This window comes from Verrucomicrobiales bacterium (assembly GCA_016793885.1).
Classification (GTDB): domain Bacteria; phylum Verrucomicrobiota; class Verrucomicrobiia; order Limisphaerales; family UBA11320; genus UBA11320.
Genome location: JAEUHE010000265.1, coordinates 12,332 through 28,700, shown reverse-complemented (window position 1 = coordinate 28,700; position 16,369 = coordinate 12,332). Strand labels below are relative to the sequence as shown.

At 59.3% G+C, this 16,369-nt stretch carries 10 protein-coding genes; 2 read left to right on the top strand and 8 right to left on the bottom strand.

Annotated elements, in window-relative coordinates; genetic code table 11:
- Positions 1 to 260 precede the first annotated feature (260 nt).
- The gene (locus JNN07_28800) at positions 261 to 6,641 is read left to right on the top strand and encodes a lamin tail domain-containing protein (protein MBL9171763.1); all 6,381 of its coding nucleotides are present in this window, start codon (positions 261 to 263) and stop codon (positions 6,639 to 6,641) included.
- Here JNN07_28800 and JNN07_28795 read toward each other — a convergent pair.
- From JNN07_28795 to JNN07_28770, 6 genes are all read right to left on the bottom strand, one after another.
- Entirely contained in the window at positions 6,622 to 7,089 is a 468-nt protein-coding gene (locus JNN07_28795; GenBank protein ID MBL9171762.1) for an arsenate reductase ArsC, read from the bottom strand. The two genes, JNN07_28800 and JNN07_28795, sit on opposite strands and share 20 nt — an antisense overlap.
- Complete coding sequence (locus JNN07_28790; protein MBL9171761.1) at positions 7,086 to 7,550, bottom strand: hypothetical protein; 465 nt, start codon at positions 7,548 to 7,550, stop codon at positions 7,086 to 7,088. Before JNN07_28790 ends, JNN07_28795 begins: the two co-directional genes overlap by 4 nt.
- 12 nt (positions 7,551 to 7,562) lie before the next feature.
- The gene (locus JNN07_28785) at positions 7,563 to 8,243 is read right to left on the bottom strand and encodes an aquaporin (protein MBL9171760.1); all 681 of its coding nucleotides are present in this window, start codon (positions 8,241 to 8,243) and stop codon (positions 7,563 to 7,565) included.
- Complete coding sequence (locus JNN07_28780; GenBank protein MBL9171759.1) at positions 8,234 to 8,623, bottom strand: winged helix-turn-helix transcriptional regulator; 390 nt, start codon at positions 8,621 to 8,623, stop codon at positions 8,234 to 8,236. The genes JNN07_28785 and JNN07_28780 overlap by 10 nt, the downstream gene beginning before the upstream one ends.
- A gap of 221 nt (positions 8,624 to 8,844) precedes the next feature.
- Positions 8,845 to 10,302: a DUF1501 domain-containing protein gene (locus JNN07_28775; GenBank protein MBL9171758.1), complete on the bottom strand. Its 1,458-nt coding sequence runs from the start codon at positions 10,300 to 10,302 to the stop codon at positions 8,845 to 8,847.
- Between the two features lie 3 nt (positions 10,303 to 10,305).
- A complete protein-coding gene (locus JNN07_28770) occupies positions 10,306 to 13,512 on the bottom strand; it encodes a DUF1553 domain-containing protein (protein ID MBL9171757.1) in 3,207 nt (1,068 codons plus the stop codon).
- Between the two features lie 409 nt (positions 13,513 to 13,921).
- Between JNN07_28770 and JNN07_28765 the strand changes: the two genes are divergently transcribed.
- Positions 13,922 to 14,656 (top strand): zf-TFIIB domain-containing protein, encoded by a 735-nt coding sequence (locus JNN07_28765; GenBank protein MBL9171756.1) that lies wholly within the window; start codon positions 13,922 to 13,924, stop codon positions 14,654 to 14,656.
- Between the two features lie 187 nt (positions 14,657 to 14,843).
- Here JNN07_28765 and JNN07_28760 read toward each other — a convergent pair whose 3' ends face one another.
- Entirely contained in the window at positions 14,844 to 15,965 is a 1,122-nt protein-coding gene (locus JNN07_28760; GenBank protein ID MBL9171755.1) for a peptidase C39 family protein, read from the bottom strand.
- Complete coding sequence (locus JNN07_28755) at positions 15,962 to 16,321, bottom strand: divalent-cation tolerance protein CutA (GenBank protein ID MBL9171754.1); 360 nt, start codon at positions 16,319 to 16,321, stop codon at positions 15,962 to 15,964. Before JNN07_28755 ends, JNN07_28760 begins: the two co-directional genes overlap by 4 nt.
- Between the last annotated feature and the right edge of the window lie 48 nt (positions 16,322 to 16,369).

The following is a 16,369-nucleotide window of genomic DNA, read 5'->3' as shown; positions in this document are numbered from 1 at the left end:
CCTGGTGAACATAGGCCTGACAGGGACTCTCACCCTGCTATGTTGGTGCGCTTCACAGTCGCACTAGCGTGCGCCGTGTCGGCGCATTTCCCTTCCCTCAACGTGCAATGAACACTGCGAAATCGTCACTCGTCACTCGTCACTCGTCACTCGTCACTCGTCACTCGTCACTCGTCACTCATCACTCCCAAGTAGTTAGTGCCATATTTCCTCCAACCTGATACGATTTCATGTAGCAAACCATGACGTTGTTCCTGCCTATGCTGAACCGAGACTTGTGGCTCCGCCTGTCGCTTCTCCTGTTATGCTTCTCCCTGCCCGTGCGGGCTCAACTGGTGATCACCGAATTCATGGCTCAGAACACCCGCACGGTAAAGGATGAGGATGGCGATTTCTCGGATTGGATCGAGATTCAAAACCAAAGCACCAACCCAGTCAGCCTGCTCAACTGGTCCCTGACGGACAATGCCGGGAGCAAAACGAAATGGACCTTTCCGAGCGCCAACCTCGGTCCGCAGGAATTTCTTCTGGTGTTTGCTTCGGAAAAGAATCGCCGCCTCCCGGGTAAGCCCCTGCACACCAACTTCAAACTCTCCGATGGAGGGGAGTATCTCGCACTTGTAAAGCCCGACGGGACGACAATCACATCCCAATACAGCCCGCGTTTCCCAGCCCAACTGCCCGACATCTCTTTCGGCTACGGAATGGAAGTCTCCACGAGCTCACTGATCGCCTCAAACGCTACATCACGCTGGCTGGTTCCCACTTCGGTCAACGGCGGTGAAATCCTCGGAGATTCCTGGCGTGGTGCGACGGAGCCGTTCGATGACTTCTCTTGGAAAAGCGCGACGGGCTCTTTGGGCTATTCCCGCGGGCTCACCAACCTCGTCGGGGCATCCAGCCTGAGCCTTCGCTACGACTTCGCCAATGCGCCGGACAATGAAGTCATCGCCGATGTTAAGCCCTCCGGAATCCTTCGCAACGGGACGAATTTCGGCGCACGCTGGGAGGAATCCTCCATCGATGGCGCATCGCCTGCGCTTCGCCGAACGGGGGTAATGGTATTCTCGGCCGAGACGGGCAGCCAAGTGACGATCGCCGCCAACCCTGATGTGAACATCAACAAGGGCAGCGTGGTGTTTTGGATGCGCTCCGCTGGCAACCAAGGTCCAGGGAATGATGGCGCAATTCTCTTTGATCGACGCACCACGCGCGGTGACGTGATCGTCCTCAACAACGAAGGCCGTCTCTTGGTGCAAGCCGTCAGTGGCCCGGGCACCGTGCGCAATACATTCATGTCCAACCGAGCCATCGCCGACGACCGCTGGCATCTCGTAACCTACACCTACGATCAGACGGCGGCAGGAGCCACCTCGCTCTACATCGACGGCGTGCTCGACAAGTCACAAGCTAATAGCGGTGCCTGGTCCTGGGACACCACCAGCCGAATCGAACTCGGAATGTCTCACGATCCCTATTGGCGGCGCTTTGATGGCGCCCTGGATGACTTCCGTTTCTACAAACGCATCCTCACACCACCGGAAATCGCCGAAATCTATTCGGGCGACGGCGTGATCCCGGTTCGTGGGATTGCCACGGACGTTGGAGACGCGATGCACACGGTCAATGGATCCTTGCTTGTTCGATTTCCTTTCATTGTTGAACAACCCGACGTCCTAAGCCTCCTCAGCCTGGCGCTACGCTACGATGATGGGTTCGTCGCCTTTATCAACGGCCAGGAGGTTGTCCGCGCCAATGCACTGGATCCCATTTTGTGGAATTCTGTCGCCACCGCCACCCATGGGCCAAGCCGGGAGGAGTCTTTCAGCTTCGGTAATATCAAAGGACTGTTGCATGCGGGCACCAATATCCTGGCCATCCACGGGTTGAACCTGGGTGCGGCTGATGATGACCTTTACCTGTCCGTTCGCCTCACTGGGACAGAACTGGGTCGTCAAACCAGCCAACCTCAGTTCTTTCAACGTCCCACCCCTGGCGCACCCAACGGCGGCGGCGTCAAAGACCTCGGCCCGATTCTGGCAGAAACCCAGCACTCACCCCGGATCCCGACCGACGTGCAGGACTTATTGGTCACCACCCGAGTCACTCCCTCGTTCAATCCTGTGCAGTCCGTGACGCTTCGCTATCGCGTCCACTATGGCGCCACGAACTCGGTTCCCATGCTCGATGATGGCCTGCATGGGGACGGGGCCGCCGCTGACGGCCAATTCGGGGCCTTCATCCCCGCTTCCGCATCGACCAATGGCCAACTCGTCCGCTACTTCATCACGGCGGCCGACTCTGCCGGCAATACGTCGCGCTGGCCTTTGTTCGAAAATCCGGTCGAGAGCGAGGAATACCTGGGCACTGTGGTGCGGGATCCGTCGATCACAACCGCGCTTCCGATCTACCAGCTTTTTGTAAGAACCCCGGCCGGCATGGACACCGACGCAGGCACTCAGGGCTCCTTCTTCTACGACGGCGAACTGTACGACAATGTGTTCGTCCGACTGAAAGGGGGCACTACCCGCGGGCTGAACAAGAAGGCTCACCGAGTAGATTTTCTGAAGTCCCGTCCCTTCCGCTTTTCGGAGACCGAAAAGCCGGTTCGAGAACTCGCCCTAAACGCGGAGTTCATCGATCCCAGCTACCTGCGCCAGAACACTTCCTTCTGGCTGTTCAACCAGGCGGGCACCCCTGCCCCGATCCACTTCGCCGTTCGCCTGCACGTGAACGGGCAGTTTCACCAGCTGGCGTTTCACACCGAAACCATGGACGACCGGCTCCTGGAACGGATGGGACTCAACCCCGAAGGTGCGCTTTACAAGAACGCCCTCATGCTCAACATCCTGCCCGAAGCGGCCATCGGCGGAAGGGATTGCCGCGAAGCGGAGAAACAGACCCGACTGAATGAGGATCTCTCGGATCTGGTCTCCTGGACCACGGGAATCGCCGAAAACCGAAGCATCACTCAGCGACGCGAGCATCTCTTCGATACTACCGATATCCCGTCGGTCATCAACTATCTGGCTTGCTTCCACCTGACTCAACAAGCGGATGGCGTGCATGCCAACGTGTGTCCCCACCGGGATACCGGAGTGACCGATGAATGGAGGCTGGTGCCGTGGGACATGAACCTCTCGATGGGTCAGGTCTGGGCCGTGGACCATATCGCTGGAAATGAAGATGACCGCGAGTCCCATCCATTTTATGGAGCGTCGGGCTGGCGTGATTCTGCAATTCCCTGGTCCTACAATCGGCTTTTCGACTCACTCATCGTGGTTCCTGAGCTTCGGGAAATGTATCTCCGACGGTTGCGAACCCTTATGGATCAGTTGCTCCAGCCCCCGGGAACTGCGGAGTCCTCGCTGGTCATGGACAACCGCATCAAGGAAATGTGGGCACGCATCGAACCGGAGGCTCTGGCCGATCGCAAGAAGTGGGGTTGGGCCATTGGCTATGGCGGCTACTCAATGACCAACGTGCCTTTCAACCAAGCGGTGGAAGAGCTGCTGAACAACTATGTTCGTCAACGGCGCACTCATTTCTACGGGACCCACAACACCGCGAATTCCAGCTATGCCAATCGCGCGGGAATACCGGATGCCCAACCACTCGACATCCGGTTGCAATTTGGCCGGATAGAAACCACTCCCGCCTCAGGCAATTCGCTTGAGGAGTTCATCGAGCTGCAGAACACCAACACGTTCGCCGTGGACATCACAGGTTGGAAAGTTGCGGGAGCTATCGACTTCACCTTCCGTCCGGGCACGGTGATTCCGGCTGGAGGAAACCTCTACCTCTCCCCGGAAGCAAAGGCGTTTCGGGCGCGGCAAAGCGGTCCACGCGGGGGCCAAGGTTTGATGGTGCAAGGTCCGTATCAGGGCCGGCTCTCCAACCTCGGCGAGATGTTGCAATTAACCGACCACTGCGGCCGGATGGTCGCCTCCGCCGTGGTCAGCGGAGCCCTCTCTTCAGCGCAACAATCACTGAGAGTAAGTGAACTGATGTATCATCCACCAGAACCATCCACCGGCCCCTATGCGTCCGAGGATTTCGAATACCTTGAGCTCGTGAACACTTCAAATACCGCGTTGAACCTTGCAGGCGTTCGCTTCACCGAGGGGATACAGTTCAGCTTTACCACCTCCCCCTCACCAGTGCTGGGCCCGGGCGAGCGCACAGTGATCGTGCGGAACCTCGCCGCTTTTCGCTCCCGTTACGGCAATGGACCCGACGTGGCCGGAGTTTATCAAGGCAGTCTCAACAACTCCGGCGAGCGTCTCAAGCTGGAGGATGCCGCCGGGGAGGAAGTCCTCGACTTTAGCTATGAACCATCCTGGCACCGAGTCACCGATGGGCTCGGATTCTCACTGATCGCTGTCAACCTGCTGGCAGGATCCGAGACTTGGGCCACTGCGGCTCAATGGCAGCCCAGTGAACGTCCGCTCGGCCAGCCTGGGCTGACCGATACGATCACGAGCTGGCCTCAAGTCCGAATCAGTGAAGTCTTGGCGAATTCCTCTTCCCCGGAAGCGGATGCCATCGAACTCTTCAACCCGTCGGACTCCATCGCGGATGTGAGCTACTGGTTTCTGACGGATGATCCGGCGCAGCCTAAGAAGTATCGACTGCCGGCAGGAACTACTATACCTGGCAGGGGTTTTCTGGTGGTTCGCGAGCCGCAGTTCAATCCGAATCCAGGTCTCTTCCCGAGCTTCGCCTTGAGTGCCGGAGGAGACGAAGTCGGCCTGTATTCGGCCAATGCCGCCGCCGAGCTGACGGGCTATTCGGATGTCGTGCGTCTCCCGGCATCCGCTCCCAATCAGAGCCTGGGCCGATGGAGCGCGGCTGCAACAGATCGGATGATCCCCCTCTCCAGTCAGTCGCTGGGAATTTCCAATTCCCCTCCGAAAGTGGCGCTCCTTGTCAGTGAAATTCACTACCACAGTATTCAGGGAAGCCCATCCGACCCCCAGGACGAATACGTCGAATTGTACAATGCGACGGATTCCCCCCTGCTGTTACAGAACCCGCAGCTTCCGAGCCATCCTTGGAGGTTGACGGGCGATATCGAGTATGTGCTACCCACCAACACGGTCATTCCACCCCGCAGCACCGCAGTGATTGTCGGCTTCGATCCCGAGAACTCCCCTGCTTCGCTGGAGTCCTTCCGGACTCGTTGGGATGTCCCCGCCACCACCTTCGTGTTGGGACCCTATTCCGGCTCTCTCGATCATGGCGGTGGAACTCTGAAGCTGCTTTTCCCAATCTCCCTGCAGGCGGATGATACGACCGGCCAGCCAACACTGCTGGAACAGACCCTGGACGAAGCGACTTTCGATGACGAGGATGCCTGGCCCACGCTGGCGGACGGCCAAGGAGCTTCACTGCACCGACGATCAATGATGCCACTTTCCACCGAAAGCTTGGATTGGAACGCCGCTGCACCGTCGCCGGGGCGCACCGGCGAGCCGCCCCTGCCGCCGATCATCACTCATCCTCCCATATCCGTCACAAAAGCTCTCGGCAGCTCAGTCAGCTTCTCGGTTCGCGCAACCGGATCGCCTCCGCTACGTTATCAATGGCGGCGCAATGGGGAGGCGATTCCCGGCGCGACTGGACCGGATCTTAACCTAGAGAGCATTCAAGTGACCGAGGTCGGATGCTACGATGTGGTCGTGATGAACTCGGGGGGCGCCATTTTGAGTGATTCCGCGAACCTTTGGGTTCAGCTTCCACCCATCGTCACCCAAAGTCCGGCTTCGGCTGTGGCGGCGGCAGGAACCAACATCACGCTGCGGGCCGGTGCGATTGGTAACGGAGTCTTAAGCCTGCAGTGGCTCAGAAATGGCGTCCCGATCCCCGAAGCCACCAATGCCACTCTGGTGTTGCGCGATGTGCAGGTCGACCAGACCGGACTCTATGCCTTGCGAATCTCCGATGAAGCCGGATCGGTGGTCACGGACCCTGCCCGGTTGATAGTCGCCATCCTGCCAACGATTGCCATCCCGCCTCAACCGATCACCGTGGCAGCCGGAGGAACCGCCGTGTTTAGTGTAGCCGTCAATGGAACTGGTCCTTTCACCTACCGCTGGCGCAGAGGAGCCACGACCATCAGCACTCTCACCGTGAATTCCGCTCAGAGCTTCCTGGTCCTAACCAACGTGCAACCCAGCGGCTCGGCTAATTATTCGGTCTTGGTTGGGAACGTGCTGGGGAATGCCCGCACCATTCCTTCCGCCACTCTCAGTGTGGTCGTCGACACAGATGGAGATGGAATCCCCGATGACTGGGAATCGTCCTACGGACTGGACCCCCGAGTCGCCGACGGAGTACTGGATCCGGATGCGGACAACTTGACGAACCTCCAAGAATACCGGGCGGGCAGTGATCCCCTCGATGCCGAGAGCGGATTTCGGATCCACCTCGATATCGAAGCCTTCCAACCGCTGCTCGAGTTCTCAGCGCGCTCCAATCGCACTTACAGCGTGCAGTACAAAGAAGGACTCGAGAGCACGCTGTGGTTGAAGTTGGGAGACATCGTCTCTCAACCCATTCATCGAGTTGAGAAAGTTGCGGATACGAATGCTTCGCCCGCTGGTCGATTCTATCGCCTCATCACACCTGCGCAGCCGTGAGTCCCTTCAACTGATCCAGCCGTCCAGCGGCATAGGCCTCAAAAACCCGGCGGATTTCGTCGCGCACGCGACGAAAGACCTGCATCTTTTCCTCGTCCGTTCCTGCCGCATGCGCAGGATCATCAAAGCCCCAGTGGTGGCGGTTCAACTGCCCCGGGAACATCGGGCAGGCCTGATCGGCGTTTCCGCACACCGTGATGACGGTTTCAACGGGCTGCTCAAGAAAGTCGTTCATGTGCTTGGAAGTGTGGGCGGAGATATCCAACCCGATCTCCGCCAGGGCTTTGATCGCCAAAGGATGCACATATCCCGCCGGCTTGCTTCCCGCGCTGGCAACCCGGAATCGGCCCTGTGAGGCTGCGCGCAGGATGCCCTCAGCCAAATGGCTGCGGCACGAATTTCCGGTGCAAAGGACGAGGATGAGTGGGGTAGTGGGATTGGTGCTCATGAGAATCTTGGCAATGGTTTGAAATCGTTGAGGCTCGGACGGGGTTTCTTCGGCAGACATCGGTCCTCCGCTAAACAAGCGGTGTGCCGCCTCGTTAACTTGAAGACCAATTCGGATCCCTCAACCTCGACGGCCGCGAGTGGGTATTGGCTGATTAAGCCCGCTTCATGCTCCACATCCACTTCTATATCCTCAGTCGCCAAAATCGATTGCGCCTTGTTCAAAATGGAAAGCAACTTCGAGGCTGGGAGCCGGTGATCGAGATCGTTGGCTACCCAGGTCTGCAGCCGGCAAAAGGAATCATTTCGCAACGTTCCTCCACAATCCACAAATCGCTTGTCGATACGGGCAACCTCCGTCACGTGCGCATGCGCTTCAACCAGATCACCATTCGGAAGCGAGAACCGCAAATTGGCTGTCGGATTGGCCGCGAGATGCTGTTTCAGCTCAGAGAGTTTCATATACGGCGACGATTAGGAGTCAGCAGCGGATGCCCCACAGCAATTCCCTCCCCGGACCGCGCAGCAGACGGGCACCGCCAAGGCTGCGCCTAGGGTGGTGCCGACCAAATACACCCACAGGTGCTGCATCTGTCCGCTCACAACTGCAGGGGAGAGAGACCGGACGGGGTTCATGGAAGCTCCGCAGATTGGCCCGGCAAACATCGCCTCAAGGGCGATCACAGCGCCGATGGCGATGCCGGCCGTGATCCCCTTTTCCTTGGCACCGGTGGACACGCTCAGGATCACCATCATGAGAATGAACGTGAGAACAATCTCGAGAATCAGGCTTTGCGAAACGCTGCCAGCAGGAAGAGTCGCCCCCAAGCGTACATCTTCCGGAAAGAGGAATTTCAACAGTCCGCTCGCCGCAAATGCTCCGACGATCTGTGCGCCAACATACGGGACGACATCCGCCCAGGAAAAGCGGCCAGCCAGGGCGAAGGCGGTCGTCACAGCCGGATTGAGATGAGCCCCGCTGATGTCGCCGAATGTGTAGATCATGGCCAACACCACCAACCCAAACGTCAGGGCAATTCCGGCATGGGAAACTCCGCCCTTGGTAGCCACGTCAATCACGATCGCTCCCGTTCCCGCAAAGATCAGCGTGAAGGTTCCCAGAAACTCGGCCAGCAAGCGTCTTTTCATGCGCATCCTCGTTGCCGCTTGGCGGGTGACTGACCAGGCCCACAGCGCGCACGCTCAGCAACCGCGTTGCCGCCCGTCGTCAACGCCCGAGCATCCCGAGAGAGCCGAGCATCTTTTTTCAAGCTGAAGCTAAAAAACTCGAATACTGCCTTAAGCAAGGGTTGTTTGTCGGCATCGAGTTCGTAGTAAACCCATTTGCCCTGCTTGCGAGCTCGCACCAGCCCGGCATCGCGAATGACCGCTAAATGCGTGGAGAGCGTGGATTGACCAATCTTGAGCCCCTCGCACAGCTCACAGACACAGAGCTCGCGCCCCCGCAGCGCGCTGATGATTCGCACACGCGTCGGGTCCGCAAAAGCTTTGGCTACTTTGACCAAATCCTGCATCCCAACAACATATCGGCCGATACCGATGGGATCAAGGAGGAAAATGGGACGCGGGTCCTGTTGGCTGTTTTTGTAGGGGACGAGTCCTCCCCTCGGACCAGTAGCCCCGCCCCCCGTATTCCCCTTTGTCGGAAACTTCGTCGAGTTAGACGTCGGCGGCGGGGAATCGATTACGATTACGATTACGAAGGAGAGGCAGAAGGGGAACCACTCCGTTCGTATCAGCTCAAAATCTCCTGGACAACGCGCGGTCCATCAGCAGGACCGATTAGCCGGTGATTGAGCCCTTGGGACCGATACACCAACGCCTCCGGATCCAGACCCAACAAGTGAAGAACGGTCGCCTGCAAATCGTGGACCCCTACCTTGTTTTCAGCGACAGAGTACCCCAGCTCGTCGGTGCTGCCGTAGCTAAATCCGCGCTTCACTCCCGCTCCCGCAAGCCAGATGGTAAAACTGTGCGGATGATGGTCGCGTCCGACCAGCTTGAGCCCCTTGTATTCCTGGCTCATCGGGGTCCGTCCAAACTCTCCACCCCACACAACCAAGGTCTCATCTAACAAGCCACGAGCCTTCAGATCCTCGAGCAACGCACTGATCGGACGATCAATCTCACGGCACTTCTTGGGCAGATGCTTAAGCAGGTCATTTTCCTCATTGCTCCCATGACAGTCCCATCCCCAATCAAAAAGCTGGACGTAACGAACCCCGTTTTCTACCAGCCTCCGTGCGAGCAGACAGTTGTTCGCGAAGGACACGGCACCCGGCTGAGCGCCATAACGTTCCAGATTTTTGGCATTCTCCCGACGGATGTCCATCACCTCCGGAACTGAGACTTGCATTCGGTAGGCCAGCTCATACTGAGCGATCCGAGTTCTGGTCTCCGGATCTCCCACTCTCTCCAGTTCCACTTGGTTCAACTCGAGCAAAGCGTCCAAGGCCTTGCGACGGAGCGGCCGGCTCAATCCGGGCGGGTTGCTCAAAAACAGGATCGGATCAGCCCCACTGCGGCACTGAACTCCCTGATACACCGAGGGCAACGGCCCGCTTCCCCAGGCACTGATTCCCGGCGTCGGATCCGCTCCACCGGAAACCAGAACCATGAATCCAGGAAGGTTCTGATTCATCGAACCTAAGCCGTAAGTCGCCCACGAGCCAATGGAGGCATGACCAGGCCGGTTGTCGCCCGTGTGAAGAAAGAGTTCTGCGGGAGCATGGTTGAACTCCGGCGTGACCATCGACCGAACAAAAGTAACCTCGTCGACTTTCTGCGAGAAGAGGGGGAGGAGCTCGCTCACGGGTGCGCCGTTTTGTCCATAACGCGCAAAGGAGTAGGGGGTCCCCAGGAGTTTGGGAACTCCGCGTATGAAGGCGAATCGCTGGCCCTTGAGAAACTCCTCCGGACAATCCTGCCGGTGTAGCTCACGAAGCCTGGGCTTCCAATCGAACAGTTCGTGCTGAGGAGGTCCGCCCGACATATGCAGGTAGATCACCGATTTGGCACGTGCTGGACGGGCAGGCGGCCGCGGGGTCAACGGGGAGGTCTCAGCCCCGGACAGCGCAGCCTGAACTTTCTCCCCGCGGAGTTGGCTCAGGGCGATGGCCCCCAGCGACAATCCCCCCTGCCGGAGAAAATGACGCCGGGTTTGAGTCAGAATCCGGAGATCGCGCAAGTTCATCAGCTAGCCTTTAGTGAGCACGGAGTCCAAGTTGAGGAGCATGTTCGCGACCACCGTCCACGCCGCCCACTGAGCCGCCGAAACCCGCAGAGCATCGATCGCCGCCTCAGCGCCTGCCATCTCCCGCGCCGATTCCTCATCCCGGGCAAACTCCACGACCGCGCTCTCATACAAGCGAACGATGCTATCGATCTCACGAACTTCCCCTTCCCGGCCGGTCGCTTGGCGCCAGGCCCACTTAGCCCGTTGGCGAGTGGCAACTCCCCCTTCCCTCAGAATCCGACCAGCGAAGCCCTGGGCTGCCTCCACAAACACCGGATCGTTCAAAGTAACCAAAGCCTGCAGCGGCGTATTGCTTACCGCCCGACGAACGGTACAAACCTCACGGGTCGGAGCATTGAAGGCCATCAGTGAGGGATACGGCACGGACCTTCTCCAGAACGTATAGAGACTTCGGCGATGCCGATCCTCTCCGGCACTGATTTCCCAGTTTTGTCCGTAAGTGAACGCCGGCTGCCAAAGTCCAGTCGGCTGAGCTGGAAAGACCGAAGGTCCAAACATCTTCGAGCTGAGCAGCCCGCCCACTGCCAAGGCCTGGTCGCGGAGCATCTCCGCCTCCAAACGTAGGCGTGGGAAACGACCGAGCCATTGGTTGGCCGGATCCTGCACCAGTAATTCCGGACTTACCTGGGCACTGGCACGGTAGGTGGCGGAAACAAGCAAAGTTCGGAGCAACGCCTTGGTATCCCAACCCAGGCGACGGTACTCCGTCGCCAGCCAATCCAAAAGCTGCGGATGACTGGGGGGCGATCCCTGCGTTCCAAAATCCTCCGGCGTTGAAACGATCCCGCGGGAGAATAGGACCGCCCAGAGTCGGTTGACCGCCACGCGTGCGGTCAACGGGTTCTCCTCATCCAGGAGCCAGCGAGCCAGTCCCAGCCGATTCGTAGGGGAACCCTTCGGAAACGGATGCAACTCCAATGGAACACGGGCGGTAACCCGCTCTCCCGGATTCATAAAGTCACCTCGGATGAGCACATGCGATGATCGACGAAAATCCTCTCCTAACTCTTGCATCACCGGGGTCTTTAAAATGGAAGTTTCCAGTTGCCACCTACGATCCTCCAGGGGACGGACCCGAGCGTCCAACAAGGCATACTGCGGAGTGAATCTCCAATAAAACGAGCCCAGGTCGTTCTGCTGCTGCGGGGAGCGATCCTCACTCCGCAGGGCCAAGCCGCGGCGAACCGAGGCGGGCACGGCGAACAAAGCCGCATCCGCCGCCGACCCGAACCATTGAAACCGCCCCAAACTGGCACGATCGCGGCGGGTATGCTCCAAGACAACCACTAGTTTCTCGGTGGGGGCCAGGTCCAAAGGCTCAAACAGGGAAAAGACCGCCTCCTGAGGTTGATCCAATTGAGAGGTCACGCGCCAGCCCGTCTCCCAATCCTGATCCATCAAGAGGGCTCCGGATGTTCCGTCGTCCGCATGCGACACACTGACGGTGTGCAGCCGAAGGTTGCGCACCCCGGAGAAGTCGATCTTGTGAACAGGGCTGGCTGCTTTCCCGACGGTCTGAGTGAAGACCGTCCGACGCGAAGCATCCAGCAACTCGACGCGCAAGTCCTGGAGGGCGTCCTCAAAGGTGACATCCGTCCGACTCCAGATCGCCAGCCGATCGATCGGGGCCGATTGTCCCAGATCAACCTCCCACCACGGGTCCACACTCCTCCGAGTTTGCATCACTGAACCGCGCGCCAAGGCCCCGTTGACTATGGCATCGATCGCCAGATCCGCTCCCGCTCCGCCTTGAGTGCTCGACTGGGAGGCTTTGCCCTTCGTGCCGATGTTAAGTCCCTCGCTCATCACCTCTACCTCCGCCAACGAAAGGATACGTTTCCCACCGCGAAGCTGAAGACGCACAAACCGAGCCTGAGGAAGCTGGACCTGTTTGGGCTGCACCTGGAACTGGACCTCGTTCAAAGTCAAATGTCCGTCCGGAGCGCGTCCCAAGCTGGGAACGCCGTTCGCCGTGACTGGAATGACCTGGAGACGAAATGCCCGCAATCCGGCGGGTGCGCTGGGAAACTCTAATCGATATCGATTCGTGGTGGTACGCTCCCCTTGAGCCTCCACGATGCCCGCCGTGCCCACCACCAGCTCGGTTCCTCCTAGCGCCATCGCGGCAACGGGCCGCAAGCCGATCCACGATTGATCGGCCCTCCTGAGATCGTCTTCCCACTGTCGACGCTCAGGGGTGTCGGCAGGATCAAACTGATCGCGCTGAGCCAGGAGGGGCTGCAACTCGCGTCGCAATCGGTCCAACTCCTGGCTCTCCGCCTCCGTAGGCGATGCCAAACGAGGGCTGTCATCCTCCAGATCTGTGTCAGCGGTTTGGTTAAAAAACGCGAAGAGCGAGTAGTAATCTGTCAGGGTGAAGGGATCATACTTATGTGAGTGGCATTTCGCGCAGCTGAAGGTCAGCCCCATCCAGACCTGCATGGTGGTGTCTACTCGATCCTTCACAGCGGCCACCCGAAACTCTTCGTCATCCGTGCCTCCCTCGTCATTCGCCATCGAGTTGCGATGGAACGCGGTGGCCAAACGCTGCTCCAGGGTGGGATTCGGCAGCAGGTCGCCAGCGAGCTGCTCAATGGTGAATTGGTCGTAGGGAAGGTTTCGGTTGAACGCGTTGATCACCCAATCCCGATAGCGCCACATATACGGACGCAAGCCATCGGATCCGTACCCCTTGGAGTCGGCGTACCGGGCCAGGTCCAGCCAAACCCGCGCCCACCGTTCACCAAATCGCGGGGAACTGAGATAGTGGTCGACCATCGCCTCGTAGGCCTTCGGAGAAGGATCGGCCACAAAGCGGCCAACTTCCTCGCCGGTAGGCGGAAGACCGGTGACATCCAGAGCCACCCGGCGAATCAAGGTGGTGCGCTCGGCCTCGGCCGGCGGGGCGAATCCACGCAACTCCCACTGCTCGAGGATAAAGGCATCAATCTCATTGCGACCCCAGTTCGTGCGGGTCGCTACGGGAACCGGCGGACGCTTTGGCTTTTGGAAAGCCCAGTGCGACATCGCACTTGTGAGCGGGGCGTGAGATGACGCGGGAAAAGCAGGGGCAGCTGCCGGCGAGCCCGCTTCCTGAAACAAAAGCAGGAGGGCCACTCTGGACAGCATCAGGCTCAACCAACGCATCGCTCCTAACCTACGATAGGATCGGCTCAAGGCCAAATGAATAGAGAAGTCGGTGGTTAGGTGGTAGGTGGTAGGTGGTAGGTGGATCACTCATCACTCCTCACTCCTCACTCCTCACTCCTCACTCCTCACTCCTCACTCCTCACTCCTCACTCCTCACTCATCACTCCTCACTCATCACTCCTCACTCATCACTCATCACTCGTCACTCGCAATTGCTCAGTTTCCATTGGGTTCCCGGAACCTGCAGGGTTCCCAGAGATTAGCCGGGCGATCGCAGATCCCCGGATCCCCGTTTCCCCTTCCGCCGCACCCCGAAGGGCGTGCCACCCCCGGGCCGAAATGAGTGATGGTCAACTCATCACTCATCACTGGTCACCAACGCAGCTTTGTGTCATAAACTGCACCCATGGATGCCGAAACCCTTCGCTGCCCGTCTTGTGGTGCTCTCGTCAGCAACGGGGCGGCCAAGTGCAGCCATTGCGGGGGAGCATTGGCCACCGTGGCTTGCCCTAAATGCCTGGACCTCATGTTCCTTGATGCCAAGTTCTGTCCAGGATGCGGGACGTCGGCGTTCCAATGGCAACCTCGTCCGGGCAATCTCCCCTGTCCTGAGTGTGCTCGGGTCATGCTCGAAGGTCAGATCGGTCCACTCCAAGTCCAGCAATGTGGCCACTGCCACGGAATCTGGCTGGATAGCGCGACCTTCGCCCAGGTGTGCCGAGACGCCGGCAGCCAGTCAGCCGTGTTGGGGGATGCGTCTCGGGCCGAAGAATCGCCGGTAGGCTTACCCTCAACGAAGGTGCGCTATCGCAAGTGCCCGAGCTGTACAAACCATATGAACCGGGTCAATTTCGCCCGCTGCTCGGGCGTCGTCGTCGATGTCTGCGGCGGACACGGAACCTGGTTTGACCACCTGGAGCTGCAACGAATCGTTCGATTCATTCACTCCGGAGGCCTGGAACGCAGCCGGGCGGCAGAAGTGGAGCACCTCGAGCGGGAACGCCAGCGCTTGATACGAGCTCGGGAAGATAACCGGCACGTCCCATCAACCTACTCGGGGGGCAGTGACGTCGAGGACTTGGTGCTGTGGGGAGCCATCAGCGCCGCAGGCAGCCTGCTCAGCATGCTGCTGAAGAAGTGACGGACGGATCCGGTGCTTTGAGCAGGGTTGACGCAGGCTTCAGAGGCCGGTGGCATCGCTGCGCGATGCTCCTGATTCCTAACTGTTCCGGGGGTGACAGCACCCCCGGCCAATTTCTGTGAACCCGCGGGTTCGGGCCGTTCCATACCACGGTGAGAACTTTCTCTACCTTCGTGAGCTTCGTGCCTTAGTGAGAGACATCGGGCCGCTTCGTCGGCTGCGAGCGCGCAGTTTCCGGTTGAATCAGATAGGCCGTCCGATGCGAGGTCGCCCAGGCCGCCTCCACGGCTCGACGCGGATGCAAGCGGTTCACGGGCCGATGCGGCATCAAAGGATATGTCGTATCGGGATCGTTGATCCATACATCCCCCGCGGCATCGAATCCGGTCACCACCACCAAATGACCGTCATCCGACGTGGGTGGACGTTCCCGCAAACGTCCGAGCGACACCGAGATGATCACCGGCACCCTCTGAGCGATCAAATCCTCCACGGCCCGGAGGTCCGGCAGACGAGTCACGTAGGCCTCCAGAGCCGGCGAACGTCCCGCAAACGCAGTGTTGAACGGCCAATTGCCCGTTCCGCGATAAACCGAATCATAAACGCCAGCGGCGACCTCCGGAACCTCCCGGCGCAATTCCGGCCGATGCAATCGCTCCGACCAATAGGCCATCACCATGGAAAGAGACGTCGGGCTGCACCACACTTTCCCACCCACGTAAGCATGCTGGGACGTTCCCGGCACCGGTAGATTGACTCCCCACACCCGCCGGTTCGGCGGGCGAGCTTGAGCTGCCGCCGTGGTGTTAAAGAAAGACAGCGCCACCAGACGGAGCCGGGGAAGGACCCCGCCCTTCCCGGGATGGTGAACAATTCTCAGCCGTACGGCGCGACACGGACGTTCCAGACTCAACACGTCGGTCGCCACATGACCGTTCTGGTCCCGCTGGGTTCCGAAGCTGTGACGTCCGACTCCGTTGGTCGACTCCGACCAAATCCCCAGGGAGTAGAATGCGGTAGGACGATCGCCATAGATGCCGCTCGCGTGGAACTCCAAACCTCCGCCGCCCGGGGTCTCGGCGTTCCAAGAAACGATCAGCGAGTTCCAATCTTTGCGGGCTCGAATCGGGTCAGATTCCCAAGTGACCACTCCATTCACCGAGTTGGTCGCCGCCCGGAACCGTCCAAACTCCCTCAGCAAGACCGACTCCTGAGCCAGACAGTCCGGCGTCATGGGCATCGACACCAGCATTGCCCAGGCGAAAGCCCAGAGCAGGGAGTTGTGATCGACTCGGGAGAAGGGTTTCATGAACGGGAGCGAGCTCGGCGCGACGGTCGGCTCGACACACTATCGGCGATCCAATCCAGGTAGCGAAGTGTTCCGCGAGACAAGCCCACCTCGATGACTTCGGGAGTGTCGTACGGGTGCAGCTCGAGAACCAGAGCCTCTAGAGCCTTCACTGAAGTGCGGGAGGTCTTAAATACGATCAATACCTCTTGGGATCGGGTCAGCTTACCCTGCCACCAGTAGTGCGACTCGATGCCAGGCACGAGATTGGCGCACGCAACCAGGCGAGCCGAGAGAGCGGCCTGAGCCAAGCGACGAGCCGTCTTCCGATCAGGCGCTGTGACCCACACCATCGAAAACTGAGCGGCGGTGCGCATCACTCAATGAACAGAGTTTCCCCGCCGCCAGGCAAGGAGAAAGCAAGC

Excerpts from the sequence above, each read along its gene's own strand:
- JNN07_28755 (MBL9171754.1), bottom strand. The coding sequence starts at position 16,321 with ATGCGCACCGCCGCTCAGTTTTCGATGGTGTGGGTCACAGCGCCTGAT.
- JNN07_28800 (MBL9171763.1), top strand. The coding sequence starts at position 261 with ATGCTGAACCGAGACTTGTGGCTCCGCCTGTCGCTTCTCCTGTTATGC.
- JNN07_28770 (MBL9171757.1), bottom strand. The coding sequence starts at position 13,512 with ATGCGTTGGTTGAGCCTGATGCTGTCCAGAGTGGCCCTCCTGCTTTTG.
- JNN07_28780 (MBL9171759.1), bottom strand. The coding sequence starts at position 8,623 with ATGCAGGATTTGGTCAAAGTAGCCAAAGCTTTTGCGGACCCGACGCGT.
- JNN07_28760 (MBL9171755.1), bottom strand. The coding sequence starts at position 15,965 with ATGAAACCCTTCTCCCGAGTCGATCACAACTCCCTGCTCTGGGCTTTC.
- JNN07_28765 (MBL9171756.1), top strand. The coding sequence starts at position 13,922 with ATGGATGCCGAAACCCTTCGCTGCCCGTCTTGTGGTGCTCTCGTCAGC.
- JNN07_28790 (MBL9171761.1), bottom strand. The coding sequence starts at position 7,550 with ATGAAACTCTCTGAGCTGAAACAGCATCTCGCGGCCAATCCGACAGCC.
- JNN07_28795 (MBL9171762.1), bottom strand. The coding sequence starts at position 7,089 with ATGAGCACCAATCCCACTACCCCACTCATCCTCGTCCTTTGCACCGGA.
- JNN07_28775 (MBL9171758.1), bottom strand. The coding sequence starts at position 10,302 with ATGAACTTGCGCGATCTCCGGATTCTGACTCAAACCCGGCGTCATTTT.
- JNN07_28785 (MBL9171760.1), bottom strand. The coding sequence starts at position 8,243 with ATGCGCATGAAAAGACGCTTGCTGGCCGAGTTTCTGGGAACCTTCACG.